Genomic DNA, 26,267 nt, shown 5'->3' with positions numbered 1-26,267 from the left:
TTCGTACCGCGCCGGTTCGCGCCCCTCTCCCGCTTGCGGGAGAGGGGCCGGGGGAGAGGGCAGGCGCTCGCCGGGAGCGCGGGCTGTCAAATTCACACCAGGCTATGCACGCCCCGGCGTGAGCGCGCGACGCATGCTCCGTGCGCGGCGCCGGTCGGCCGCTAGTCCACTGAATCGCTGAAATCGGTCGGTGCCTGCCATGTCTTTCCCCTCCCATTTCAATGATTCAGTGGACTAGCCTTCCCCGCCTGCCGTGCCCTCGGCCTGTTCTTCGCGCGGCAGCGTCAGCATGCCGCTGTTGTAGCTGTATTCGTAGATCTCGCCGTAGCGGCCCCATTCGATGGCGAGGGTCAGCACGCGCTCGGCTTCGTCGGGCTTCAGGTAGGCCTCCAGCTCGCGCAGCACGTGCTCTTCGCCGATCTCGCCGTCCTCGGTTTCCTCCAGCTCGCGGCGGATGTGCGCGGCCAGCGCCACGTGTTCCAGCAGCTGCTTGCCGAACAGCACCTTGCGCTCGGGCGGCTCGGTCTCGTAGTAGGTGCGCCCGAGCGGGGTGGCGATGATGTCGCCGCGCTCGATGGTGGCCAGCTGCACCAGTTGCAGCGCTTCGCAGGCGGGCAGCAGTTCGTCGTCGGTGAGGCCTGCTTCGTCGGCCAGGTGGGGCAGGTCGGCGCGGCCGAAGAAGGGCGACTCGCACAGCAGGTCGAGAATGGCCTCCATCTGGCTGATGTCGGCATCCGGCAGGCGGTAGCCGATCTGCGAGGCGGCCGCCAGCGCGGGCACGCGTGGACCCAGTGCCGCGGGCGAGGTCATCAGCGCGTAGACCTCGTCGATCAGCGCGCGCACCTGGGTCGAGTCGCGGTTGCGCGGGCGCGCGAAGGGCACGCGCACCTCGGCGCGGATGCGGCCCGGGTCGCTCGACAGGATGACGATGCGGTCGGCCATCATCACCGCTTCCTCGATATTGTGCGAGACGATCAGGATGCACTTGATGTTGGTGCGGCCGTCTTCCCACAGGTCGAGCATCTCGTCGCGCAGGGTCTCGCCGGTCAGCACGTCCAGCGCCGAGAAGGCTTCGTCCATCAGCAGCAGGTCGGGCTCGGTCACCATGGCGCGGGCGATGCCGACGCGCTGGCGCATGCCGCCGGACAGCTCGCGCGGCAGCGCGCTGTTGAAGCCGGACAGGCCGATCATGTCGATCGCCGCTTCGGCGCGGCGGGTGCGCTCCTCCTTGTCGACACCCTGGGCCTCCAGGCCCAGTTCCACGTTCTGCTGCACGGTGAGCCAGGGGAACAGCGCGAACGACTGGAACACCATGGCGATGCCTTCGGCCGTGCCCGCCAGGCGCTCGCCGCGGAAGCGCACTTCGCCGCGGTCGGTGCCGACCAGGCCGGCCATGATGCGCAGCAGGGTGGACTTGCCCGAGCCGGACTTGCCCAGCATGGCGACGATCTCTCCCTGGCGCAGCGTCAGGTCCACGCCTTCGAGCACGGCGCGGTCGGTGTGGTCGGCGGTGCGGAAGATCTTCGAGACGCCGCGCAGCTCGATCACGGCGGGCGCGGCGGTTGGTGCGGTGCTGCTGGACATGGCGTCCTTTCGTTCGATCGTCATAGACGGGTGCGCTCCTGCGCCAATTGATACAGGCGGTTCCACAGCAGGCGGTTGAAGCCGACCACGAACAGGGCCATCACGCAGATGCCCAGTGCGATGCGGGGGAAGTCGCCCTTGGACGTCATCTCGGCAATGTAGCTGCCCAGCCCGGTAGCCACCAGGGTGTGGTTGCCCCAGGTCACGTACTCGGACACGATGCTGGCATTCCACGAGCCGCCGGCGGCGGTCACCAGTCCGGTCAGCAGGCTGGGGAAGACGGCGGGGATCAGGAAGCGCTTCCACATCAGCCAGCCGCGCAGGCCGAAATTGCGCGCCGCCAGCCGCAGCTCCGTGGGAATGCCCGAGGCACCCGCCACCACGTTGAAGAGGATGTACCACTGCGTGCCGAAGATCATCAGCGGGCTGAGCCAGATCTCAGGGTTCAGGCCGAAGCGCGCGATCACCACCACCGCCAGCGGGAACATCAGGTTGGCCGGGAAGGCGGCCAGGAACTGCGCGACCGGCTGGGCGACGCGCGCCACGGCCGGATTCATGCCGATGCGGATGCCGATCGGCACCCACACCAGCGCGGCCAGCGCGATCAGCACGATCACCCGCACCATGGTCAGCGTGCCCAGCCACAGCACGTGGCCGAACTCGCTCCAGCCCACCTCGGAGCGCACGAAGTGCAGGATGCGGTAGAGCGCCAGCAGGGCGGCCACGATAATCAGCACGTTGCAGGCCCGCTCGATCCACTGGCGGCGGCCGCTGGCGCCTGCCGAGGCCGGTGCCAGCGTGCCGCGCCGGGCGCCCCAGGACAGCGTGCGGCCGGCTAGGCCGGCGGTCCACGACAGCAGCACGCGCACCCATTCCGAGCGGCGCAGCAGGTCGAGCAGCCAGGACTGCGGCTCCTTCTCCTGCGCCAGGGTCTCGAAGCGGAAGCGGTCGGCCCAGGCGATCAGCGGGCGGAACAGCAACTGATCGTAGAGCAGGATGCCGATCAGCATGGCCACGATGGCCCAGCCGATGGCCGGCAGGTTCTGCTGCTGGATGGCCAGCGAAATGTAGGAGCCGATGCCGGGCAGCTTGATGTCATTGCCCGACACGGAGATCGCTTCCGAGGCCACCACGAAGAACCAGCCGCCCGACATCGACATCATCATGTTCCACAGCAGGCCCGGCATGGCGAATGGCACTTCGAGCCGCCAGAAGCGCTGCCACGACGACAGGCGGAACATGGCGGCCGCCTCCAGCAGGTCGCTGGGGATGGTGCGGAAGGACTGGTACAGGCTGAAGGCCATGTTCCAGGCCTGCGAAGTGAAGATGGCGAAGATCGCCGCGCATTCCACCCCGATCAGGTTGCCGGGGAACAGCGCGATGAAGCCGGTCACGGTGATCGACAGGAAGCCCAGTACCGGGATCGACTGCAGGATGTCGAGGGCCGGCACCATGACCTTTTCCGCCGTGCGGCTCTTGGAGGCGATGGCGGCGAAGGCGAAGGAGAACAGCAGCGAGGCGCCCAGTGCCGTCAGCATGCGGATGCTGGTGCGCATCAGGTAGTAGGGCAGGTAGGCGACGTCGAGGCTGAGATCCAGCGGCTCGCCCGGCTGGTAGGGCACGTTCATCTGCTTGGCGGCGAACGCCACCAGCACGATGGCCGCCAGGATGATGGGCAGCAGGGCGAGGTCGAAGCGGTTGGGCGGAGCCGTCAGCAATTGGCTGACGTAGCCGAGGGAAGGGGCCGGCTTGGCCTGGTCGCTGTCGGCGGATTGGGCGGGCTGCATCATGGTGAAAGACGGATCGGGGGCCGGCTCGGTCGGCCTGGGACTACGGGTGGCGCCCGCTGGAACGGCGTGGCTGGCGTCGGCTGCCGGCAGCCCTTTTGGGTCGCCCGGTGCCGCACGCATCACGTCCGGTGCAAAGCCCTACTTGCTAACGCTCAGAGCGGCCGCCTAGTTTACCGTGTGTGCATGTCGGCGCCGTTTCAGCATAGATCGTCTCGCTGCTGCAACAGTTGTCAGCGATAGCAGACAGGCAGTCCAATCCTGCAGGAGAGACTTTGGCGATGGAAACCCGGCAACTGGAAACCTGGCACATCGTGGCCAGCGGGCGCGTGCAGGGCGTAGGCTACCGCGCTGCCTGCGCGGCGCGGGCCAGCGAACTGGCGCTGCGCGGCTGGGTGCGCAACCGCAGCGACGGCACGGTCGAGGTCATGGCGCGCGGCAGCCCGGGGCAACTGCGGGCCCTGTGCGACTGGATGCGCATCGGACCGCCGGCGGCACAGGTGCTCGACCTGGCGGTGGCCTTGTCGGAGGGGGAATTCCAGGGCTTCATCTGGCGCCCCACCGTGTGATGCGGCCGCCATAAGCCGGGTCGACCGGATCGACCGGATCGACTGGATACTCCGGCTCAGGCGCGGTGCGCCTGCCAGTCGACCGCTGCCAGCCCCTGGGCCGTCAGCCAGTCATTGGCCTGGCGGAAGTGGCCGCAGCCAAGGAAGCCTCGGTGCGCCGACAGCGGCGACGGATGCGGCGCCTCCAGCACGCAGTGGCCCGCCCCCAGCAGCGGCTTCTTCGCCTGGGCATGGCTGCCCCACAGCAGGAACACGAGCTTCTGGCGGCTGCCGGCCAGCGCCTGGATCAGGCAGTCGGTCACCGCTTCCCAGCCGCGCTTGGCGTGGCTGGCCGCGCGGCCCTGCTCGACGGTCAGCACCGTGTTGAGCAGCAGCACGCCCTGGCGGGCCCAGCCCTCGAGGTTGCCCGAGGCGCCGCGCGCGGGCGCCTCGCCGTACTCCGCGGCGATTTCCTTGAAGATATTGCGCAGGCTGGGCGGCACCCGCACGCCGTCCGGTACCGAGAAGGCCAGTCCGTGGGCCTGCGGCACCTCGGCGCCGGCCACGGTCTCGACGCCGTGGTAGGGATCCTGGCCGAGGATCACGACCTTGACCGAGTCGGGCGGCGTCAGGTGCAGCGCGTGGAACACGTCGTGCGGGAACACGCGCTTGCCGCTGGCGTGCTCGCCGTCGACGAAGGCGGCCAGTTCGCGCCAGCCGGCGCCGGACAGGCAGGGGGCCAGCAGCGTGCGCCAGGCCGGCGGCAGGGCGTCGGCCTGGGCCTGCAGCGCGGCGGCGGGGGCCTGGGCGGTGGATCGGGCGGGCGTGTCCGCAGCGAAGAGATCGGATTGCATCGGGTCGGGTAGGGGAAACGGGTGGGCGGCCTGCCGGCTTGCCGGCGCCGGGTTCAAGGTGGGCCGGGCCTGAGGCGGGCCGGGCCCCCGGGGTGGAGCGGGCGGGCGCTGCCGCGCCCGGGGGCTCAGGGCGCCTCGTCCTGGCGCGTGCCGGCCAGGCGATAGCCGCGCGCGGCCTTGCTCAGGTCGGAGGGCACCAGGGCTGCAACCGCCTGCAGGCGCGCGGCCAGGGCGCGCAGTGCCTGGGCGGCCTGGGTGGCATCGCCGGCCAGGAATTCGAGTTCGAGTTCCTGGATGCGCTCCACCTCCTTGGTGCCGGGCGCGCTGACGGTGCCGATGTCGAGCGCGGCCTCGATCTCGGCGCCGTCCTGGCGCACCAGCCAGGCGCGGCGCTCGAAGTCGGTGCGGAAGACCGGCGCCAGCCGCTGCGCCAGCGGCGCCAGCAGGGACTGCGCCTCGGCCGGCAGGCGCGCCGGTTCCAGCGCTTCGCCGGCGACCTCGGTTTCCCACTCGTGGCGTGTGGCCAGGCCGCCCGCGCTGCTGCCGGCGGTCTTCAGCGTCTGCAGCCAGCGCTCGCCCTGGCTGCGCAGGCGCAGCGCGGCACGCGCGCCGGCCAGCTCGCGCGCCGGGGTGTCGAGGTAGACATTGCGCAGCAGCCAGCGGCCGCGCGCTTCGCCATGGGCATCCAGCCAGGCGGCCAGCGCATCCAGCGCACCGTCCGGCACGGCAAGCTTCAGTTCGATTTCCTGGGCCATGGCGCGCTGATCAGGCGAACAGCCGTGCCAGCTCGGCGCCCGGATCCTTGGCGCGCATGAATGCCTCGCCGACCAGGAAGGCGTGCACGCCGGCATCGCGCATGCGCTGCACGTCGGCCTGGCCGAGGATGCCGGATTCGGTCACCACCAGGCGCTCGCCCGGGATGTGCGGCAGCAGGCCGATGGTGTTGTCCAGTGAGACCTCGAAGGTGCGCAGGTTGCGGTTATTGATGCCCAGCAGCGGCGTCTTCAGGCGCAGCGCGCGCTCCAGCTCGTCCTCGCCATGCACTTCCACCAGCACGTCCATGCCCAGTTCGTGGGCGCAGGCTTCCAGCTCGGCCATCAGGCCCGGGTCGAGTGCCGCCACGATCAGCAGGATGCAGTCCGCCCCCCAGGTGCGCGCTTCGTAGACCTGGTACAGGTCGACCATGAAGTCCTTGCGCAGCGCCGGCAGTTCGCAGGCGGCGCGGGCGCGCTTGAGGTAGTCGGCGTGGCCCTGGAAGAAGTTGACGTCGGTCAGCACCGACAGGCAGGCCGCGCCGTGGCCGGCATAGCTCTCGGCGATGGCCTCGGGCACGAAGTGCTCGCGCAGCACGCCCTTGGACGGCGAGGCCTTCTTGACCTCGGCGATCACGCCGGCCTGGCCGGCGCCGATCCTGGCGCGCAGCGCGCGCTCGAAGCCGCGCGGCGCCAGGCCTGCCTCGTGGCGCAGGCTTTCGGCCTCGCCCCGCAGGCTGTGGAGGTCGCGTTGCTTGCGCGCGGCGGCGACTTCATCGGCCTTGACGGCCAGGATCTTCTGCAGGATATCGGACATGGCTTGACTCTCTGCCGCCGCTCCCGCGCGGGCGGGGGCGGCGCGCGTGTTTTACTGGAACTGCTGGGTGGCGCGCACGAACTGGTCGAGCTTCTCGCGCGCCGCGCCGCTGGCGATGGCCTCGCGCGCCCGCGCGATGCCGTCCTCGATCGAGCTGGCCACGTTGGCGGCGTACAGCGCGGTGCCGGCATTCAGCGAGACGATCTCGCGCGGCGTGCCCGCCACGTTGCCCAGCGCTTCCATCAGCATGGCCTTGGACTCCAGCGCGTCGGCCACCTTCAGGCCGCGGTTGGAGATCATGTTCAGGCCGAAGTCCTCGGGGTGGATCTCGTACTCGCGCACCTGGCCGTCCTTCAGTTCGCCGACCATGGTGGCGGCGCCCAGCGAGACCTCGTCCATGCCGTCCTTGCCGTACACCACCAGCGCGTGCTCGGCGCCCAGGCGCTGCATCACGCGCACCTGGATGCCGACCAGGTCCGGGTGGAACACGCCCATCAGGATATTAGGCGCGCCGGCCGGATTGGTCAGCGGGCCGAGAATATTGAAGATGGTGCGCACGCCCATCTCCTTGCGGATCGCCGCCACGTTCTTCATCGCCGGGTGGTGGGTCGGCGCGAACATGAAGCCGATGCCGGTCTGCTCGATGCACTCGCCGACCTGTTCCGGCGTCAGCAGGATGTTGACGCCGAGCGCCTCCAGCACGTCGGCGCTGCCCGACTTGGAGCTGACGCCGCGATTGCCGTGCTTGGCGATGCGCGCGCCGGCCGCGGCCACGACGAACATCGAGGCGGTGGAGATATTGAAGGTGTGCGAGCCGTCGCCGCCGGTGCCGACGATGTCGACGAAGTTGCCGCGCGCCACGTCGGCGGGCAGCGGCACCTTGTTGGCGAACTCGCGCATCACCTGGGCCGCGGCGGAGATCTCGCCGATGGTTTCCTTCTTCACGCGCAGCCCGGTCAGGATGGCGGCGGCCATCACCGGCGAGACCTGCGCCTGCATGATCTGCCGCATCAGGTGCAGCATCTCGTCGTGGAAGATCTCGCGATGTTCGATGCAGCGCGTCAGCGCTTCCTGCGGGGTGATGGACATGGGGCTCTCGTTCGGATGGTTGGCAGGTTCCAGTTGCGCGAGCGGGCCGGCGCCGGCGGCGGGATCGGTCAGCTTCATCGCCGTACCTCGCCCGAGCCCGCCTTGAGGAAGTTCGCCAGCAGCGCGTGTCCGTGCTCGGACAGGATGGATTCGGGGTGGAATTGCACGCCTTCGACCGCAAGGGTCTTGTGGCGCACGCCCATGATCTCGCCATCCGGCGTCCAGGCCGTCACTTCCAGGCAGTCGGGCAGGGTCTCGCGCTCGATTGCCAGCGAATGATAGCGCGTGACGTCGAAGTGCCTGGGCAGCCCGGCGAACACGCCCTGCTGGGTCGTCTCGATGGTGCTGACCTTGCCGTGCATGACCTGTTTGGCGCGGATCACCTTGCCGCCGAAGGCCTCGCCGATGGCCTGGTGGCCCAGGCACACGCCCAGCAGCGGCACCTTGCCGGCGAAGTGCTGCAGCACGGCCACCGAGATGCCGGCTTCCCTGGGGCTGCAGGGGCCGGGCGAGACGCAGATATGGTCGGGCCCGAGGGCCTCGATCTCGTCCAGCGTGATCTCGTCGTTGCGGAAGGTGCGCACGTCGGCGCCGAGTTCGCCGAAATACTGCACGAGGTTGTAGGTAAAGGAATCGTAGTTGTCGATCATCAGCAGCATGGCCGTTTCTCCTGTCCTGTTCCGGGTCAGATGTCGGAGTCCAGGCCATCCTGGACCTGCTCGGCGGCGCGGATCACCGCGCGCGCCTTGGCTTCGGTCTCGCGCCATTCGGCTTCGGGGTCCGAATCGGCGACGATGCCGGCGGCCGCCTGCACGTAGAGGTTGCCGTCCTTGATGATGCCGGTGCGGATGGCGATGGCGAGGTCCATTTCACCGCCGAAGGACAGGTAGCCCACCGCGCCGCCGTAGATGCCGCGCTTGCGCGGCTCCAGCTCGTCGATGATCTCCATCGCGCGCACCTTGGGTGCGCCCGACAGCGTGCCGGCCGGGAAGCTGGCGCGCAGCACGTCGAGATTGGTCATGCCGTCCTTGAGGCGGCCTTCGACCGAGCTGACGATGTGCTGCACGTGCGAGTACTTCTCGATCACCATCTTGTCGGTGACCTTGACGCTGCCGGTCTCGGCGATGCGGCCGATGTCGTTGCGCGCCAGGTCGATCAGCATCACGTGCTCGGCGATTTCCTTGGGGTCGTTGAGCAGTTCGGTGGCGAGCTGGGCGTCCTTCTCCGGCGTATTGCCGCGCGGGCGGGTGCCGGCCAGCGGGCGGATGGTGATGACGCGCTCCTCGCGCACTTCGCCGCCGTTGTTCGCGGTGCCGGTGCGGCGGGTCTCCTGGCGCACCAGGATCTCGGGCGAGGCACCGACGATCTGGAAGTCGCCGAAGTTGTAGAAGTACATGTACGGCGAGGGGTTCAGCGAGCGCAGCGCGCGGTACAGCGACAGCGGCGCGTCGCGGTAGGGCTTGGTCAGGCGCTGGCCGATCTGCACCTGCATCATGTCGCCGGCCATGATGTACTCCTTGGCGCGGTGGACGGCGGCCAGATAGTCGGCCTTGTCGAATTCGCGGAAGACCTCGGTCTGCACCGACGGGCTGGTGACCGGCAGGTCCACCGGCTGGCGCAGCTTCATGCGCAGGTCGCGCAGGCGGGCGCGGGCGCGCGGATAGGCCTCGGGCGTGTTCGGGTCGGCGTAGACGATCAGGTAGAGCTTGCCCGACAGGTTGTCGATCACCGCCAGCTCTTCGCACAGCAGCAACTGGATGTCGGGCAGGCCGAGGTCGTCGGCCTTCTGCGTGGCGGCGAGCTTCTTCTCGATATAGCGCACCGCGTCGTAGCCGAAATAGCCGGCCAGGCCGCCGCAGAAGCGCGGCAGGCCTGGGCGCAGCGCCACCTTGAAGCGCTTTTCGAAGTCGGCGATGAAGTCCAGCGGGTTGCCTTCATGCGTCTCCACCACTCGGCCGTCGGTCACCACCTCGGTGCGCTCGCCGTAGGCGCGCAGCAGCGTGCGGGCGTGCAGGCCGATGAAGGAATAGCGGCCGAAGCGTTCTCCGCCGACTACCGATTCCAGCAAGAAGGTGTTGATGCCGCGGGTTTGCGACTGGGCCAGCTTCAGGTAGAGCGAGAGGGGCGTCTCCAGGTCGGCGAAGGCCTCGGCGATCAGCGGGATGCGGTTGTAGCCCTGGTCGGCCAGCGATTTGAATTCGAGCTCGGTCATGTCCATCCTCGTGGGCGGCGCGCCCGCTGCCGGGCGGCGGCGCCATGGTACGGCGGGAGGGGCAGGCGATACGGTCGCCGGCCCCGGTGGCTTGCCGTGGTGCGGAAGACTTGCGAACAAGACCGCACACGGCCTGGTGGGGCGTGCGGTGCGTTCGTGGACCAAACGTAGCCGATTGCTGCGGCGTTGGCTACGGCCGGCTGGCGAGAGGGGTATGGCTGGGATTGCCCGGCTGCTGCCGGCCTGGCGAAACCTTCCGCGTGTAGGGAAGCTTCTCAGGAGACTCGCGAACGCACTTTACGCCTGTTGGGAGGCGCGCCAGCGACGCCAGGGCCAGGCCTGCCGATCACTGCCAGAAGAGATGCGTTTGCGATTCAGAAACATGTGTCGTGTTCTGCGACGGAGGTAAGCGAAGGCCGGTCTGCCGCGCACTGCAATCCGTGCAATACGTGTGCCATGCGCCGGGACCGGCTTCGGTCATGCCCGCTACGCCGTCAACAGGGACGCCGCCTGGGCAATGGTGCCGACTATACCATCGGCGTCGACGCCTTGTACAGGGTTGCCGTGGTTGTAGCCATAGGGCACCAGCAGCACTCCCATGCCGGCCGCGCGGGCCGCCTGGGCGTCGTTCTCGGAGTCCCCGATGGCTGCCATCTGCGCCGGCTCCAGGCGGAAGGCCTCGGCCACCTTGAGCAGGGGCAGCGGGTCCGGCTTGCGCAGCGGGAAGGCGTCGCCACCGTAGACCAGCTCGAAATACCGGACCAGCCCGGTCTTGGCCAACAGCGGCTCGGTGAAGCTGTAGGGCTTGTTGGTCACGCAGGCCAGGCGCAGCCCGGCGGCCTTGAGGCGCGCCAGGCCTTCGGCCACACCCGCGTAGACCTGCGAGAACCGGCCGTTGATGCGCAGGTACTCGCGGTCGTACAGCGCCAGCGCGTCGGCGAACAGGCCGTTGGCGTGGGCCGGCGTGAAGCGGGCGTCGAGCACGCGCCGGATCAGGTTCTCCGAGCCCTTGCCGACGAAGCTGACGATGGCTTCGCGCGTCAGCGGCGCCGGCGCCGGCAGGTGCGGGTGCAGGCGCGCGAGCGCGCCCAGCATGGCATTGACGGCGGCGTGGAAGTCACCTGCGGTATCGACCATGGTGCCATCGAGGTCGACGATCACGCCGCGGATGCCGCTCCAGTCGCGGCGCGCCGGCTGTGCGGCGCTCATCGGGCTGCCTGCGCGGGGACCTTGGCCAGTTCGGCGCGCAGGGCCGACAGCACGCCGCGGTAGCCACCGTCGGCGTCGGGCTTGCCGAACACCGCCGAGCCGGCCACGAAGGTGTCGGCGCCGGCTGCCGCGATCTCGGCGATGTTATCGACCTTCACGCCGCCGTCGACTTCCAGCAGGATGGGGCGGCCGGTGCGCTCGGCATAGGCGTCGATGCGGGCGCGCACGGCGCGCAGCTTGTTGAGCGTCTCGGGGATGAAGGACTGGCCGCCGAAGCCGGGGTTGACCGACATCAGCAGGATCACGTCGAGGCGGTCCATCACATGGTCCAGATGGTGCAGCGGCGTGGCCGGGTTGAACACCAGGCCGGCCTGGCAGCCCTGGTCGCGGATCAGTGCCAGCGAGCGGTCGACGTGGTCGCTGGCCTCGGGGTGGAAGGTGATGATGTTGGCCCCGGCGCGCGCGAAGTCGGGAATGATGCGGTCGACCGGACGCACCATCAGGTGCACGTCGATCGGTGCCGTCACGTGCGGGCGGATGGCTTCGCACACCATCGGGCCGACCGTCAGGTTCGGCACGTAGTGATTGTCCATCACGTCGAAGTGGATCCAGTCGGCGCCGGCCTCGGTCACGCGGCGGACTTCCTCGCCCAGGCGGGCGAAGTCGGCGGACAGGATGGACGGGGCGATGCGGTACGTGGGCGTGCTCATGGCGGCGGCGTGGGGAATTGGCGATAAAACGAGGGAACCGCCGCCATTTTACGCTGCCGGCGCCGCGGGCGCCGGCCATGCCCGTCCGGCGCCGCGCTTGCCGCCCCGGGTGCCTTGCCGCACAATGCGGCTACCCATTTCCTCGGCCCGACGCCCCAGACGATGAGCGAGTACGCGTTTTCCGTGGCGGTACGCACCCAGTACCTGCCCGAGCAGTCCGATCCCGAGCGCGGGCGCCATGCCTTCGCTTACACCATCACCATCCACAATACCGGCGAGGTGGCTGCGCAGTTGATCTCGCGCCACTGGATCATTACCGACAGCGACAACGGCACGCAGGAAGTGTCCGGCCTCGGCGTGGTCGGGCACCAGCCGCTGCTCAAGCCGGGCGAGCATTTCGAATACACCAGCTGGGCCACCATCTCCACCCCGGTGGGCTCGATGAAGGGCGACTACTTCTGCGTGGCCGAGGACGGCCACCGCTTCGAGGTGCCGATTCCCGAGTTCGCGCTGGTGCTGCCGCGCATGCTGCATTGAGTCGGCCGGCGCGGATTCCGCGCCGCGCGCACGATGCCGCCGGCGCGGCGCGCGGAACCTATCGGGCGCCGCCGTTGTCCTCTCCAGGCTGCGCGGGCTGGCCGCTGCGCGAAGGGTGATCGGCCGGTGCGCGGGTCGGGCGGGGATGCTTCTTGGCGGTGCCCATGGTCCAGACCACGATGAAGATCAGCAGGAACAATGCCACGCCGGCTTCCAGGGCGAACAGCAGCATGGGATGGGCTTCGAGGAATGCACTCATGGCGTGATCCGTGCCGGGGGCGTGGTTGGATGACAGGACGCTGGGCATTGTAGGACATCGGTGGCGCATCGGATCGCGCGGGCCGGCGATTGAACAGAGCAAGATGGCAACTCCGGATTTTTCTTCCCTTCCCCGTTTCTCCTGGCAGCGTCCAGTGCTGCCATCAGCGCGCACGCGAGCCTGGCTGGCCCTGGCCGCCGGCGCGGCCTTGCTGGCCGGCTGCATGAGCGGTCCGCCGCCGCGTGTCGAGGGACCCGGCACGCCCGGCCAGCCGCCGGCCGCGTCGTCGCAGAAGGGCCGGCTGCAAGCGGTCGACTGGAACGATGTCGCCGGCTGGCAGCAGGACGACGTGCGCGCCGCCTGGCCGGCGCTGCAGGAAAGCTGCCAGGTACTGAAGAAGCGCGCGGACTGGAACCGCGCCTGCTCGGCCGGCCTGATGGTCGACGCCGGCGACTTGGGCGCGATGCGCAGCTATTTCGAGACCTATTTCCAGCCCTACCGTGTGGTCAACGGCGATGGCTCCGACTCCGGCCTGATCACCGGCTACTACGAGCCCATCCTCCATGGTTCGCGCACGCGCCAGGGGCCCTACCAGGTCGCGCTGTACCGCAAGCCGCCGCAATGGAACGGCCGCGCGCTGCCGGCGCGCGCCGAACTGCTGCAGAACCCGGGGCTGCGCGGCCAGGAGCTGGCCTGGGTGGACGACCCGGTCGAGGCTGCCTTCCTGCAGATCCAGGGTTCGGGCCGCATCCGCCTGGCCGACGGCACGCTGATGCGGGTCGGTTACGGCGGCACCAACGACCATCCGTTCCGATCCTTCGGCAAATGGCTGCTGGACCGCGGCGAAATCACGCCGGCCCAGGCCACCATGCAGGGCATCAAGGCCTGGGCGCGTGCCAATCCGGGCCGGGTCGACGAGATGCTCAACGTCAATCCGCGCTTCGTCTTCTTCCGCGAGCTGGCGCCGACCAACGAGGGGCCGGTGGGCGCGCTGGGAGTACCGTTGACGGCGGAGCGCTCGATCGCGGTCGATCCGGCCACCATCCCGCTGGGCGTGCCGGTCTTCCTGTCGACCACGCGGCCGCTGTCGAGCGAGCCGATCCAGCGGCTCATGTTCGCCCAGGACACCGGCACCGCCATCAAGGGCGGGGTGCGCGCCGACTTCTTCTGGGGGGCGGGCGATGCCGCCGGGGAGACCGCCGGCCGCATGAAGCAGGCCGGGCGCATGTGGGTGCTGATGCCACGCAGTTGAGCGCGGCGCGCAACGCTCAGCGCGGACGCTGGTCGACGATGCGGCGGGCCTTGCCCACTGAGCGCTCGACACCGCCTTCGGGCAGCACGTCCACGCTCGCCGTCACGCCGATGAAGGCCTTGATGTCGTGGGCCAGCCTGGCGCGGGCCTCGCCGGTGTTGGCAGGGACCGCGCCGTGCGCGCACTCGACGCGCACGGTCAGGGTGTCGAGCGGACCGTCCTTGCCCAGCACGCACTGGTAGTGGGGCGCCAGTTCGGGATGCTTGAGGATCAGTTCCTCGATCTGTGAGGGGAAGACGTTGACGCCGCGGATGATCATCATGTCGTCCGAGCGGCCGGTGATCTTCTCCATGCGGCGGAACGCCGGGCGCGCGGTACCGGGCAGCAGCCGGGTCAGGTCGCGCGTGCGGTAACGCACCACCGGCAGCGCTTCCTTGCTCAGCGTGGTGAAGACCAGCTCGCCGAACGCACCATCCGGCAGCACCTCGCCGGTGATCGGGTCGATCACCTCCGGATAGAAATGGTCTTCCCAGATGGTCGGGCCATCCTTGGTCTCGGCGCACTCGTTGGCCACGCCCGGCCCCATCACCTCGGACAGGCCGTAGATGTCCACCGCCGAGATGCCCATGCGCTTTTCCAGTGCCAGCCGCATCTCGGGCGTCCAGGGCTCGGCGCCGAAGATACCCACCTTGAGCGAAGTGGAAGCCGGGTCGATGCCTTGGCGCTCGAATTCGTCGGCCAGCGCCAGCATGTAGCTGGGCGTGACCATGATCACCTCGGGCTTGAAATCCTGGATCAACTGCACCTGGCGCTCGGTCTGGCCGCCGCCGAAGGGGATGGCGGTGAGGCCGGCCTTTTCCACGCCGTAGTGCGCGCCCAGGCCGCCGGTAAACAGCCCGTAGCCGTAGCTGACGTGGACCTTGTCGCCACGGCGCGCGCCGGCGGCACGGATCGAGCGCGCCATCACCGTGGCCCAGGTATCGATGTCCTGCAGCGTGTAGCCGACCACCGTGGGTTTGCCGGTGGTGCCGGAGGAGGCATGGATGCGGGCCACCCGGTCCTGCGGCACGGCGAACATGCCGAAGGGATAGTTGTCGCGCAGGTCCTGCTTGGTGGTGAAGGGAAAGCGCGCCAGGTCGGCCAGCGAGCGCAGGTCATCGGGGTGCACGCCGGCTTCGTCGAACTTGCGCCGGTACACCGGCGAGTTGCGGTAGGCGTGATCGAGCGACCATTTCAGGCGCTGCAACTGCAAGTCCTGCAATGCGTCGCGGCTGGCGGTCTCGATCGGCTCCAGGGGCAGATCGGTCAGGCGCGTGCTCATGGTGTCTCCTGCGCTTCGGTGCGGGTTATCGTAAGGAGGGGGGGGGGGCGCGGGGGCTTCCGCCGGCTTCTGTCGATTTCAGCCGATTTCAGCCGGCCTCGGCGGGCGGCGGCACCACGTGGCCCTTGATCTGCGCGGACTTGCCGCGGAACATTGCCACCGTCTCGCCGGCGCGATTGCTGAGACGGACATCGTAGATGCCGTGTCGGCCGGACAGCGTCTGCTCGACCGCCTCGGCGCACAGCACGTCACCACCGTGCACAGGCTTGAGGAACTCGATGCTGCAGCCGGCCGCTACGGTGTTGATATTGTGGCTGTTGCAGGCGAAGGCAAAGGTCGAGTCGGCCAGCGTGAACATCAGGCCGCCGTGGCAGATACCGTGGCCGTTGAGGAACTCTGGACGTACGGGCATCGACAGGCGGGCGTAGCCGGGGCGGACCGCCTCGACCACGATGCCGAGCCAGCGGCTGCAGGCATCGGCCTCGTACATGCTGGCGGCCGCGGCTTCGGCGAGTGCCTGGGCGGCTTCTGTGGATGAGGTCAAGCGATCTCCTTGGAGCGGTGGATGGGCGGATCGAGGTGCGCAGCGCAGACGCCGGTGCTGCGCGAGGCCGGCGGCTAGGCGCCGGTGAAGCGCGGTGTGCGCCTGGCCAGGAAGGCGTTGACGCCCTCGGCGTAGTCGTGGGATGCGCCCAGTTCGCGCTGCAGGTCGCGCTCCAGGTCGAGCTGGGCGTCGAGCGTCTGCGTCGCGCCGGCGCGCATGGCCTGCTTGATGGCGGCCAGGGCGCGGGTCGGCTGGGCCGCCAGCTGCGTGGCCAGGGCCAGGGCTTGTTCGGCCAGCAGGGTGTCGTCCATCACCTCCCAGATCAGGCCCCAGCGCTCGGCATCCTCGGCCGACAATTTGTCGCCGGTCAGGGCCAGCCCGAGCGCGCGGGCCATGCCGACCCGCTGAGGCAGGAACCAGGTACCGCCCGAATCCGGAACCAGCCCGATCTTGACGAAGGCCTGCAGGAAGCTGGCCGAGCGAGCCGCCAGTACGATGTCGCAGGCCAGCGCCAGGTTCGCGCCCGCGCCGGCGGCGGTGCCGTTGACCGCGGCGATGACCGGCAGCGGCAGCGCCTGCAGCCGGCGGATCAGTGGATTGAAGCAGGAATCGATCAATTCCCCCAGATCGCTCATGTGCCCGGGGGTGAAGTCGAGATCGGCCAGGTCCTGCCCGGCGCAGAAGCCCCGTCCGGACCCCGTCAGCAGCAGGGCGCGGGCGCCGCCGGCCTCGGCGAGGTCGAGCGCGGACTGCAGCGCGGCGTGCATCTGGCGGGTAAAGCTGTTGAGCTTGTCCGGGCGATTCAGCGTCAGCACGGCAACCTGGCCGTGCCAGCGCAATAGCACGGGACCATCATTGAGCGTGGTCTGCGGGGGCGTGTCTCGCATGGCGTCTCCTGCCGGTGTTCTGTTCTATTTGCCGGGGCGCGGCCGTGCGCCCCGTCCTGCCAACTCGATTGTAGGCAGGTGTCGGCGGTTGATAAATTAACCGACCAGTCGGTCGGAAAATGGTAGCACTATTTTTCCTGGCTGAGGAGCGTGACGCATGCGGACGGGGCGGGATTCACCCGCGCTGCGATATCCGGCAGGAGGGGGGGGCGGGGCTGGCTCCCGGGGAGGGCGCGGGATCGTCGGGACGTCCCTGGCTGCGGCAATGCAAAAAACCCCTTGACTATCTATCTACCAGTAGATACCATGTGTTCATGGATCGCTGCTTCCCCTCCGCCACCGGCGGCAGGAAAGAAAAAGAGGATCCAGCGCGACATCGGGGATTTCCCCGTTTTTTCAGGACCGGTTCTCTATCTACAAGTAGATGCAAGTAGATACCTAACCGGCCCGGCACCAAGCGCCGCGCCGCAGACCAACCGGATCCCGATCGCGTGGATTCTTGCTAGACAAGGAGAGCATCATGAGCACCAACAAGACCTTCACCAAGACCCTGATCACCGCCGCCGTGCTGGCTGCCGCCGTGCTGGGCGGCCAGGCCTACGCCTCGGGCCCGAAGGACAGCGGCATCTCGGGCGACCGCTACGGCTACGTGTTCCGCGGCAATGACGCGCGCAGCGTCTACACGGACGGGGCCAAGGCGGGCAAGGCCGATCCGTACACGGACGGCGCCAAGGTCGGCAAGTTCGACCCCTACACCGACGGTGCCCGCATCGTGGCAGGCCTGGACCGCAGCGGCGTGTCGTCGGAACCGGCTCGTAAGTTCGATCCGTACACGGACGGTGCCAAGGTCGGCAAGTTCGACCCGTACACCGATGGTGCCCGCATCGTGGCGGGCCTGGACCGCAGCGGCGTGTCGTCGGAGCCGGCCCGCAAGGCCGACCCGTACACGGATGGTGCCCGCATCGTGGCAGGCCTGGACCGCAGCGGCGTGTCGTCGGAGCCGGCTCGTAAGTTCGACCCGTACACGGATGGTGCCAAGGTCGGCAAGTTCGACCCGTACACCGACGGCGCGCTGGCCTGATGTGGATGGCGGGGTGGTGGCGGCCCGTGGCCGGCGCCGCCCCGCGTTAGCAGGTGAGTGGAGAAGCGATCATGAGACTGCGGGATAGCGTTCTGATCCTGGCCGGCTGGGTGTTCCTGTGCCTGGCCAGCGGCTCGCTGGTGACCCTGGCGGCGCAAGTGCTGCCGGCGTGAGCGAGAGCAGGCGAGGATCTGGCCAGAGCGTTGCAGCAACCAGCCTGAAGTGCCGTCGCGACGCGGAGGATCACGCCATGAAAACCCAATCTGTAAGAGAACAACTGCTCGAGCACACGCTGGTGCTGATCCGCCGCCGCGGCGTGAACGGCTTCAGCTATCGAGACCTGGCCGAACTGGTCGGGGTCAAGACCTCGAGCATCCACTATTACTTTCCCTCCAAGGACGACCTGGTGCTGGAGGCGGTCACGGAATACAGCGCACGGGTGATGGAGCGCCTGCGCGAGCTGGATCGTCTGCCTACCGCGCAGGACCAGGCGCGCGCCTACCTGCAGAATCTCCGGGCTGCCGCCTGCCATGGTGACCAGATCTGCCTGGTCGGGATGCTGTCGACGGAGGTCCTGAGCCTGTCTCCGGCGACCCAGGCGGTGGTGCGCGATTTCTTCCGCCTGCATGAGGAAAGGCTGGCGCAAATGCTGGAGCAGGCTGTGCGTGAACATGCGCGGTCGTTGCCGGCCGCGCCGCATGAACTGGCCCAGGTGATCTACGCAGCGCTGCAGAACGCGCTGGTGTCGAACCGCCTGTTCGGCTCGGCTGAACGCCTGGATGCGGTCGGTCAATTGTTGATGGACTACGTGTCTGCGCCGATGGCGCGCGCCGCCTGACTTCTCTGCGTGGCGCCGCATTTCCAAGGGCCGGTCGATCTCGACCGGCCTTTTTGCATGCCTGCCGGACTCGCCCGCATGCTGCACGCATCTTGAAAAATGCTCTCGAAGTGGCAGACTGCCGGGGCAACACCCGAGCGTTGCTTCGATGCGGCGCCGGGTTCCTGCATCATTCAATCCCAGAGGAGATGGCATGTCGTATGAAAACATCCTGGTCGAGACGCGTGGCCGCGTAGGCCTGGTCACCCTGAACCGGCCCAAGGCGCTCAACGCGCTCAACGATGCGCTGATGGACGAGCTCGGCGCGGCGCTGAGCGCCTTCGATGCCGATGAAGGGGTCGGCTGCATCGTCATCACCGGTAGCGAGCGCGCCTTTGCTGCGGGGGCCGATATCGGCATGATGGCCCAGTACACCTATATGGATGTGTACAAGGGCGAGTACATCACGCGCAATTGGGAAACCATCCGCCGCATCCGCAAGCCCGTGATCGCGGCCGTGGCCGGCTATGCGCTGGGCGGCGGCTGCGAGCTGGCGATGATGTGCGACATCATCATCGCGGCGGATACCGCACGGTTCGGCCAACCCGAAGTCAAGCTCGGCACCATGCCCGGTGCGGGCGGCACCCAGCGCCTGCCGCGTGCCGTTTCCAAGGCCAAGGCCATGGACCTGTGCCTGAGCGCCCGCATGATGGATGCGGCCGAGGCCGAGCGCGCCGGCCTGGTGTCGCGCGTGGTTGCTGCCGACAAACTGCTTGACGAAGCGATCGGCGCTGCTGAGGCCATCGCCAGCTATTCGCTTCCGGTGGTCATGATGATCAAGGAGTCGATCAACACCGCCTATGAAACCACCCTCGCCGAGGGCGTGCATTTCGAGCGGCGCGTCTTCCACTCCACTTTCGCCACGGAAGACCAGAAGGAAGGTATGGCAGCCTTCCTGGAAAAGCGCAGCCCGAACTTCAAGCATCGCTAAAAACTTGATAGGGGAATACCCGAGATCATCACTCGGGTATTCCTTTCCAATCCTCGCCGGAGAAACATTTTTCAATGGATTCAATGGTTTGGCTGTTTCCTCGAGAGGGGCTGCCATGACTTCATGACAAATGTGTTGCCAAGCTGCGGGATCCGGCCTACTATTCGCCCCCTCGCAACACGAAGCGCAGCGGCAAAGCCAGCAGCGACGCGGGTTGCGGGGTTGGCAGGATGGTGGGTGGTGCTGCGAAGCGCGACCGACCGAAGCGAAAAAGATGCTTCGAACCTGTTGACGAAACGCAGAAAGTTGTTCATAATCTCGTTTCTCTGCTGCTGACAACGCAGCGACGCGGTAAGCAAAGCGAATCGCGTGAGTTCTTTAACAAACAAACAGCCGATAAGTGTGGGCGCTTGATGCGGGAAGCGGAAGACCTCGGTCTTCTAGCTTACAAGTTATCAGTGCTCGCACAGTAAACATGTTTGGTTTCGTCTTCGGACGGAGCCAGTCAGTTTTCTGAGAGTGAGCGACCGCTCGAAAGAGCGAGGTTTGCGCAGGCAACTGCGCGGAACCACACAGAGATTGAACTGAAGAGTTTGATCCTGGCTCAGATTGAACGCTGGCGGCATGCCTTACACATGCAAGTCGAACGGCAGCGCGGACTTCGGTCTGGCGGCGAGTGGCGAACGGGTGAGTAATACATCGGAACGTGCCCTGTTGTGGGGGATAACTAGTCGAAAGATTAGCTAATACCGCATACGACCTGAGGGTGAAAGCGGGGGACCGTAAGGCCTCGCGCAATAGGAGCGGCCGATGTCTGATTAGCTAGTTGGTGAGGTAAAGGCTCACCAAGGCGACGATCAGTAGCTGGTCTGAGAGGACGATCAGCCACACTGGGACTGAGACACGGCCCAGACTCCTACGGGAGGCAGCAGTGGGGAATTTTGGACAATGGGGGCAACCCTGATCCAGCAATGCCGCGTGTGTGAAGAAGGCCTTCGGGTTGTAAAGCACTTTTGTCCGGAAAGAAATCCTTTGGGCTAATACCCCGGAGGGATGACGGTACCGGAAGAATAAGCACCGGCTAACTACGTGCCAGCAGCCGCGGTAATACGTAGGGTGCGAGCGTTAATCGGAATTACTGGGCGTAAAGCGTGCGCAGGCGGTTTTGTAAGACAGGCGTGAAATCCCCGGGCTCAACCTGGGAATGGCGCTTGTGACTGCAAGGCTAGAGTGCGTCAGAGGGGGGTAGAATTCCACGTGTAGCAGTGAAATGCGTAGAGATGTGGAGGAATACCGATGGCGAAGGCAGCCCCCTGGGACGTGACTGACGCTCATGCACGAAAGCGTGGGGAGCAAACAGGATTAGATACCCTGGTAGTCCACGCCCTAAACGATGTCAACTAGTTGTTGGGGATTCATTTCTTCAGTAACGAAGCTAACGCGTGAAGTTGACCGCCTGGGGAGTACGGTCGCAAGATTAAAACTCAAAGGAATTGACGGGGACCCGCACAAGCGGTGGATGATGTGGATTAATTCGATGCAACGCGAAAAACCTTACCTACCCTTGACATGCCACTAACGAAGCAGAGATGCATCAGGTGCCCGAAAGGGAAAGTGGACACAGGTGCTGCATGGCTGTCGTCAGCTCGTGTCGTGAGATGTTGGGTTAAGTCCCGCAACGAGCGCAACCCTTGTCTCTAGTTGCTACGAAAGGGCACTCTAGAGAGACTGCCGGTGACAAACCGGAGGAAGGTGGGGATGACGTCAAGTCCTCATGGCCCTTATGGGTAGGGCTTCACACGTCATACAATGGTGCGTACAGAGGGTTGCCAACCCGCGAGGGGGAGCTAATCCCAGAAAACGCATCGTAGTCCGGATCGTAGTCTGCAACTCGACTACGTGAAGCTGGAATCGCTAGTAATCGCGGATCAGCATGCCGCGGTGAATACGTTCCCGGGTCTTGTACACACCGCCCGTCACACCATGGGAGTGGGTTTTGCCAGAAGTAGTTAGCCTAACCGCAAGGAGGGCGATTACCACGGCAGGGTTCATGACTGGGGTGAAGTCGTAACAAGGTAGCCGTACCGGAAGGTGCGGCTGGATCACCTCCTTTCCAGAGCGTGCTTCCCAAGTGAAGCGTTCACACTTATCGGTCTGTTTGCTGTTACAGCCAAGGGTCTGTAGCTCAGGTGGTTAGAGCACCGTCTTGATAAGGCGGGGGTCGTAGGTTCAAGTCCTACCAGACCCACCAAGTTATCCGAGGGGGATTAGCTCAGCTGGGAGAGCACCTGCTTTGCAAGCAGGGGGTCGTCGGTTCGATCCCGTCATCCTCCACCATCGACCTTGGGTTGGACAAGCCAAATGCAAGCGCTTAGCGTTGAGCGCTTGCATTTGGCGTTGGCCAAGCGATGCGAAAGCATCGGCTGTTCTTTAACAATATGGGATGTAGTAAAGGTGTCACGGCGTGTTGATGAGACGCGCAGTAGTTTAACGTGATACCGGGTTGTGATTGTATCAACCAAAGTATTTAAGTGATCGAAAGATGACTTGGAATACGGCACAAATGCGAGAACTCAACCTGTAATGAGCGTTTCAAGCGCGAGCTTGAGACACACTCGTTATAGGGTCAAGCGAACAAGTGCATGTGGTGGATGCCTTGGCGATCACAGGCGATGAAGGACGCGGTAGCCTGCGAAAAGCTTCGGGGAGCTGGCAAACGAGCTTTGATCCGGAGATGTCCGAATGGGGAAACCCGGCCCGTATGGGTCATCCCTTGCTGAATACATAGGCAAGGGAAGCGAACGCGGCGAACTGAAACATCTAAGTAGCTGCAGGAACAGAAATCAACCGAGATTCCCAGAGTAGTGGCGAACGAAATGGGAAGAGCCTTGTACTCTTTAGCAGCATTGTTAGCAGAACGGGATGGAAAGCCCGGCCATAGCAGGTGATAGCCCTGTATGCGAAAACAGCGTTGTGGAACTAGGTGTACGACAAGTAGGGCGGGACACGTGAAATCCTGTCTGAAGATGGGGGGACCATCCTCCAAGGCTAAATACTCGTGATCGACCGATAGTGAACCAGTACCGTGAGGGAAAGGCGAAAAGAACCCCGGGAGGGGAGTGAAATAGATCCTGAAACCGCATGCATACAAACAGTCGGAGCCTGGAAACGGGTGACGGCGTACCTTTTGTATAATGGGTCAGCGACTTACATTCAGTGGCAAGCTTAACCGATTAGGGCAGGCGTAGCGAAAGCGAGTCCGAACAGGGCGTTCAGTCGCTGGGTGTAGACCCGAAACCAGATGATCTATCCATGGCCAGGTTGAAGGTGCGGTAACACGTACTGGAGGACCGAACCCACTAGTGTTGAAAAACTAGGGGATGAGCTGTGGATAGGGGTGAAAGGCTAAACAAATCTGGAAATAGCTGGTTCTCTCCGAAAACTATTTAGGTAGTGCCTCGTGTCTCACCTTCGGGGGTAGAGCACTGTCATGGTTGGGGGGTCTATTGCTGATTACCCCGCCATAGCAAACTCCGAATACCGAAGAGTGCAATCACGGGAGACAGACATCGGGTGCTAACGTCCGGTGTCAAGAGGGAAACAACCCAGACCGCCAGCTAAGGTCCCAAAGATTGGCTAAGTGGGAAACGAAGTGGGAAGGCTAAAACAGTCAGGAGGTTGGCTTAGAAGCAGCCACCCTTTAAAGAAAGCGTAATAGCTCACTGATCGAGTCGTCCTGCGCGGAAGATGTAACGGGGCTAAGCCAGTCACCGAAGCTGCGGACGCGCGCAAGCGCGTGGTAGGAGAGCGTTCTGTAAGCCTGTGAAGGTGTCTTGTAAAGGATGCTGGAGGTATCAGAAGTGCGAATGCTGACATGAGTAGCGATAAAGGGGGTGAAAGGCCCCCTCGCCGTAAGCCCAAGGTTTCCTACGCAACGTTCATCGGCGTAGGGTGAGTCGGCCCCTAAGGCGAGGCAGAGATGCGTAGCTGATGGGAAGCAGGTTAATATTCCTGCACCGTCGTATGATGCGATGGGGGGACGGATCGCGGAAGGTTGTCCGGGTGTTGGAAGTCCCGGTCCCTGCAGTGGAGAAGGCGCTTAGGCAAATCCGGGCGCGGGATTCAAGGCTGTGGGGCGAGCGACCATGCGTCGCGAAGCAATCGGAAGTGGTTCCAAGAAAAGCCTCTAAGCTTCAGTCATACGAGACCGTACCGCAAACCGACACAGGTGGGCGAGATGAGTATTCTAAGGCGCTTGAGAGAACTCGGGAGAAGGAACTCGGCAAATTGGTACCGTAACTTCGGGATAAGGTACGCCCTGGTAGCTTGACTGGCCTGCGCCAGAAGGGTGAAGGGGTTGCAATAAACTGGTGGCTGCGACTGTTTAATAAAAACACAGCACTCTGCAAACACGAAAGTGGACGTATAGGGTGTGACGCCTGCCCGGTGCCGGAAGATTAAATGATGGGGTGCAAGCTCTTGATTGAAGTCCCGGTAAACGGCGGCCGTAACTATAACGGTCCTAAGGTAGCGAAATTCCTTGTCGGGTAAGTTCCGACCTGCACGAATGGCGTAACGATGGCCACACTGTCTCCTCCCGAGACTCAGCGAAGTTGAAGTGTTTGTGATGATGCAATCTCCCCGCGGCTAGACGGAAAGACCCCATGAACCTTTACTGTAGCTTTGCATTGGACTTTGAACCGATCTGTGTAGGATAGGTGGGAGGCTTTGAAACCGGGACGCTAGTTCCGGTGGAGCCGTCCTTGAAATACCACCCTGGTTTGTTTGAGGTTCTAACCTTGGCCCGTGAATCCGGGTCGGGGACAGTGCATGGTAGGCAGTTTGACTGGGGCGGTCTCCTCCCAAAGTGTAACGGAGGAGTTCGAAGGTACGCTTGGTACGGTCGGACATCGTACCTAAAGTGCAATGGCAAAAGCGTGCTTAACTGCGAGACCGACAAGTCGAGCAGGTGCGAAAGCAGGACATAGTGATCCGGTGGTTCTGTATGGAAGGGCCATCGCTCAACGGATAAAAGGTACTCTGGGGATAACAGGCTGATACCGCCCAAGAGTTCATATCGACGGCGGTGTTTGGCACCTCGATGTCGGCTCATCTCATCCTGGGGCTGTAGCCGGTCCCAAGGGTATGGCTGTTCGCCATTTAAAGAGGTACGTGAGCTGGGTTTAAAACGTCGTGAGACAGTTTGGTCCCTATCTGCCGTGGGCGTTGGAATCTTGACGGGGGCTGCTCCTAGTACGAGAGGACCGGAGTGGACGTACCGCTGGTGTACCTGTTGTCTCGCCAGAGGCATCGCAGGGTAGCTATGTACGGAAGAGATAACCGCTGAAAGCATCTAAGCGGGAAACTCGCCTGAAGATGAGGATTCCCTGGAGGCTTGACCTCCTTGAAGGGTCGTTCGAGACCAGGACGTTGATAGGCTGGGTGTGGAAGCGCAGTAATGCGTTAAGCTAACCAGTACTAATTGCCCGTAAGGCTTGATCCTATAACCAGTGTGTTTCACTGGTTGACGTATCGCGTGTGCCCAGGACGGTGCCGATACCTCACAACCAAGACTACATCCCTATTCGCTGCGACGGCTCAACCCCGGCGCAGCAACCCCTTATGCCTGGTGACCATAGCGAGTCGGAACCACCCCTTCCCATCCCGAACAGGACCGTGAAACGACTTTGCGCCGATGATAGTGCGGACTACCCGTGTGAAAGTAGGTCATCGCCAGGCTCTCCCTCCCGCAAAACCCCTCGACAGCAAACGCTGCGAGGGGTTTTGTCTTTGTGGCGCTCGCGGCGCACATGTCGCCAACTACGCCATCTTCCGATTTCCTGACCGGGCCCTGCCCCGCCGCAGACAACTCGTTGCGAGCACGTAGTTTTTGACTCATCCATGCATCGCATCAGGAACCCGCGTCCGCTTCCACGGTCCGTTTCTCAGGGTGTGCGAGGATTCCGACGCCTTCGGGCTTCTGCTACCTTGGCTGCCGGATCGGGGCCGGCGCATGCGCGCCGTACGCGACTGGCGCTCGGCACCTGCCGCGTGTGCATCAAGGCTTGTTCAGGGAGTTGAGATGGAGTCGAAGTGGTGCCTGCTGGCGCTGAGCGGCATCGTGAGTGCAGCAGGACTGACCGGGTGCTCCAGCATGGCTCCTATGCAGCCGCAGGATCCGGACAGGATGGTCTCGGTAGCGCCGATGGAATGCAGTACGTTTGCCACGCGCGTGGCGACGCATGCGCAGCATCAGCAGAAGGTGACCGCGTCGCCCCAGGTGGCTGCCGCGGCGGACGAAGGGGCGGCCGGCGCCGATGCCGATGAGGAATCTGGCGAGGCCGAGCCGGCTCCACGCGCGGATCTTCCGCTGTTCTCCACTGCCCCCGTGGGCCAGCCTTATCCGTCCGGCTGGCACCCCTGGCGCATCAATCGCAACAAGACACCGACTCGCTACGGGCTCGTTGCCCAACGGGACCAGGTCGTGATGCACGCGCAGGCCGATGCCTCGGCGTCCGGCCTCTACGTGCCGCTGACCGCGCGTGACGCGGGCATGCTGCGCTGGGCCTGGCGCACCCGCGACGTGATCCGCACTGCCGACAATACGCTGGGTTCTCGCGAGGATGCGCCGCTGCGCGTCTTCGTCGCGTTCGATGGCGACAAGGGCAACCTGTCGTTGAAGGACCAGTTGATGTATGAAATGGCGCGGCTGACCACCGGGCGCGAGATGCCGTATGCGACCCTGATGTATATCTGGGCCGGCCGTCGCCCGGCGGGCTCGATCCTGCCAAATCCGCATACCGACCGTGTGCGCATGATCGTGGCCGATTCAGGGCTTGCCCACACGGGAGAGTGGCGCTGCCACGAGCGCGACCTGCGTGCCGATTACCGCAAGGCCTTCGGCCAGGAGCCTGGGCGGGTGATCGCGGTCGGCATCATGACCGACACGGACAACACCAGGACACGAGCCGAGTCCTGGTATGGCGACATCCTGCTGGATTGAGCCGGCTGCCGCT

Annotated in this window: 21 protein-coding genes, 2 tRNA genes and 3 rRNA genes; 12 read left to right on the top strand and 14 right to left on the bottom strand. The window is 65.2% G+C overall.

Annotated elements, in window-relative coordinates; translation table 11 throughout:
• Positions 1–234: 234 nt before the first annotated feature.
• Positions 235–1,608 carry an ABC transporter ATP-binding protein gene (locus BKK80_RS18855; RefSeq protein ID WP_231907943.1) on the bottom strand — a complete coding sequence of 458 codons (1,374 nt, stop codon included), beginning with the start codon at positions 1,606–1,608 and terminating at the stop codon, positions 235–237.
• Positions 1,605–3,374 carry an ABC transporter permease gene (locus BKK80_RS18850; RefSeq protein ID WP_157903247.1) on the bottom strand — a complete coding sequence of 590 codons (1,770 nt, stop codon included), beginning with the start codon at positions 3,372–3,374 and terminating at the stop codon, positions 1,605–1,607. The genes BKK80_RS18855 and BKK80_RS18850 overlap by 4 nt, the downstream gene beginning before the upstream one ends.
• A gap of 278 nt (positions 3,375–3,652) precedes the next feature.
• On the opposite strand from BKK80_RS18850, the gene BKK80_RS18845 reads away from it, so the two are divergent.
• A complete protein-coding gene (locus tag BKK80_RS18845) occupies positions 3,653–3,940 on the top strand; it encodes an acylphosphatase (RefSeq protein WP_071015711.1) in 288 nt (95 codons plus the stop codon).
• Positions 3,941–3,996: 56 nt separating this feature from the next.
• Here the strand turns inward: BKK80_RS18845 and BKK80_RS18840 are convergent, their stop codons facing one another.
• The 8 genes from BKK80_RS18840 to rpe form a co-directional block, all read right to left on the bottom strand.
• Entirely contained in the window at positions 3,997–4,773 is a 777-nt protein-coding gene (locus BKK80_RS18840) for a uracil-DNA glycosylase (RefSeq protein ID WP_071037851.1), read from the bottom strand.
• A gap of 125 nt (positions 4,774–4,898) precedes the next feature.
• Positions 4,899–5,528 carry a CYTH domain-containing protein gene (locus tag BKK80_RS18835; protein ID WP_071070455.1) on the bottom strand — a complete coding sequence of 210 codons (630 nt, stop codon included), beginning with the start codon at positions 5,526–5,528 and terminating at the stop codon, positions 4,899–4,901.
• A 10-nt stretch (positions 5,529–5,538) separates the two neighbouring features.
• The gene (gene trpC, locus BKK80_RS18830) at positions 5,539–6,342 is read right to left on the bottom strand and encodes an indole-3-glycerol phosphate synthase TrpC (RefSeq protein WP_071015706.1); all 804 of its coding nucleotides are present in this window, start codon (positions 6,340–6,342) and stop codon (positions 5,539–5,541) included.
• A 51-nt stretch (positions 6,343–6,393) separates the two neighbouring features.
• Positions 6,394–7,431 carry an anthranilate phosphoribosyltransferase gene (gene trpD / locus BKK80_RS18825; protein ID WP_071016609.1) on the bottom strand — a complete coding sequence of 346 codons (1,038 nt, stop codon included), beginning with the start codon at positions 7,429–7,431 and terminating at the stop codon, positions 6,394–6,396.
• Positions 7,432–7,505: 74 nt separating this feature from the next.
• Positions 7,506–8,090 (bottom strand): aminodeoxychorismate/anthranilate synthase component II, encoded by a 585-nt coding sequence (locus tag BKK80_RS18820; protein ID WP_071015704.1) that lies wholly within the window; start codon positions 8,088–8,090, stop codon positions 7,506–7,508.
• Positions 8,091–8,116: 26 nt separating this feature from the next.
• The gene (gene trpE / locus BKK80_RS18815) at positions 8,117–9,643 is read right to left on the bottom strand and encodes an anthranilate synthase component I (RefSeq protein WP_071015703.1); all 1,527 of its coding nucleotides are present in this window, start codon (positions 9,641–9,643) and stop codon (positions 8,117–8,119) included.
• 486 nt (positions 9,644–10,129) lie between these two features.
• Complete coding sequence (gph, locus tag BKK80_RS18810; protein ID WP_071070453.1) at positions 10,130–10,852, bottom strand: phosphoglycolate phosphatase; 723 nt, start codon at positions 10,850–10,852, stop codon at positions 10,130–10,132.
• Positions 10,849–11,562 carry a ribulose-phosphate 3-epimerase gene (rpe, locus tag BKK80_RS18805; RefSeq protein ID WP_071037854.1) on the bottom strand — a complete coding sequence of 238 codons (714 nt, stop codon included), beginning with the start codon at positions 11,560–11,562 and terminating at the stop codon, positions 10,849–10,851. Before rpe ends, gph begins: the two co-directional genes overlap by 4 nt.
• Positions 11,563–11,724: 162 nt before the next feature.
• Here rpe and apaG point away from each other — a divergent pair, with 162 nt between their 5' ends.
• On the top strand, positions 11,725–12,099 hold the full coding sequence (gene apaG, locus BKK80_RS18800) for a Co2+/Mg2+ efflux protein ApaG (RefSeq protein WP_071015691.1): 375 nt from the start codon (positions 11,725–11,727) through the stop codon (positions 12,097–12,099).
• Between the two features lie 58 nt (positions 12,100–12,157).
• On the opposite strand, the gene BKK80_RS18795 is transcribed toward apaG, so the two are convergent.
• Positions 12,158–12,358: a hypothetical protein gene (locus BKK80_RS18795; RefSeq protein ID WP_071015688.1), complete on the bottom strand. Its 201-nt coding sequence runs from the start codon at positions 12,356–12,358 to the stop codon at positions 12,158–12,160.
• Positions 12,359–12,461: 103 nt separating this feature from the next.
• On the opposite strand from BKK80_RS18795, the gene mltA reads away from it, so the two are divergent.
• Positions 12,462–13,610: a murein transglycosylase A gene (gene mltA, locus BKK80_RS18790; RefSeq protein WP_071037855.1), complete on the top strand. Its 1,149-nt coding sequence runs from the start codon at positions 12,462–12,464 to the stop codon at positions 13,608–13,610.
• A gap of 16 nt (positions 13,611–13,626) precedes the next feature.
• Here mltA and paaK read toward each other — a convergent pair whose 3' ends face one another.
• The 3 genes from paaK to paaG form a co-directional block, all read right to left on the bottom strand.
• Positions 13,627–14,931, bottom strand: coding sequence for a phenylacetate--CoA ligase PaaK (gene paaK, locus BKK80_RS18785; protein ID WP_071070451.1), 1,305 nt, complete (start codon positions 14,929–14,931; stop codon positions 13,627–13,629).
• Positions 14,932–15,019: 88 nt separating this feature from the next.
• A complete protein-coding gene (paaI, locus tag BKK80_RS18780; RefSeq protein ID WP_071016607.1) occupies positions 15,020–15,421 on the bottom strand; it encodes a hydroxyphenylacetyl-CoA thioesterase PaaI in 402 nt (133 codons plus the stop codon).
• A gap of 128 nt (positions 15,422–15,549) precedes the next feature.
• Positions 15,550–16,362, bottom strand: a complete 813-nt coding sequence (gene paaG, locus BKK80_RS18775) for a 2-(1,2-epoxy-1,2-dihydrophenyl)acetyl-CoA isomerase PaaG (RefSeq protein ID WP_083384165.1) — start codon at positions 16,360–16,362, stop codon at positions 15,550–15,552.
• A gap of 520 nt (positions 16,363–16,882) precedes the next feature.
• Between paaG and BKK80_RS18770 the strand changes: the two genes are divergently transcribed.
• The 9 genes from BKK80_RS18770 (at position 16,883) to BKK80_RS18730 (ending at position 26,254) form a co-directional block, all read left to right on the top strand.
• Positions 16,883–17,443 (top strand): copper resistance protein CopQ, encoded by a 561-nt coding sequence (locus BKK80_RS18770; protein ID WP_071070450.1) that lies wholly within the window; start codon positions 16,883–16,885, stop codon positions 17,441–17,443.
• Positions 17,444–17,693: 250 nt separating this feature from the next.
• A complete protein-coding gene (locus BKK80_RS18765) occupies positions 17,694–18,281 on the top strand; it encodes a TetR/AcrR family transcriptional regulator (protein ID WP_071037857.1) in 588 nt (195 codons plus the stop codon).
• Positions 18,282–18,474: 193 nt separating this feature from the next.
• Positions 18,475–19,251, top strand: coding sequence for an enoyl-CoA hydratase (locus BKK80_RS18760; protein WP_071015640.1), 777 nt, complete (start codon positions 18,475–18,477; stop codon positions 19,249–19,251).
• Positions 19,252–19,832: 581 nt separating this feature from the next.
• A 16S ribosomal RNA gene (locus BKK80_RS18755) occupies positions 19,833–21,364 on the top strand.
• Between the two features lie 61 nt (positions 21,365–21,425).
• Positions 21,426–21,502: transfer RNA gene (locus tag BKK80_RS18750), tRNA-Ile, on the top strand.
• 10 nt (positions 21,503–21,512) lie between these two features.
• Positions 21,513–21,588 (top strand) — tRNA-Ala (locus tag BKK80_RS18745).
• 287 nt (positions 21,589–21,875) lie between these two features.
• A 23S ribosomal RNA gene (locus BKK80_RS18740) occupies positions 21,876–24,754 on the top strand.
• A gap of 122 nt (positions 24,755–24,876) precedes the next feature.
• Positions 24,877–24,990 (top strand): 5S ribosomal RNA (gene rrf / locus BKK80_RS18735).
• The 16S, 23S and 5S rRNA genes sit together here with 2 tRNA genes alongside, the layout of an rRNA operon.
• Positions 24,991–25,333: 343 nt before the next feature.
• The gene (locus BKK80_RS18730) at positions 25,334–26,254 is read left to right on the top strand and encodes a DUF3047 domain-containing protein (protein WP_071015638.1); all 921 of its coding nucleotides are present in this window, start codon (positions 25,334–25,336) and stop codon (positions 26,252–26,254) included.
• The last annotated feature ends 13 nt before the right edge of the window (positions 26,255–26,267 follow it).

Source organism: Cupriavidus malaysiensis (assembly GCF_001854325.1).
Classification (GTDB): Bacteria; Pseudomonadota; Gammaproteobacteria; order Burkholderiales; family Burkholderiaceae; genus Cupriavidus; species Cupriavidus malaysiensis.
Note: the sequence above shows the minus strand (reverse complement) of the source record. Positions and strands in the feature narration are given on the sequence as shown.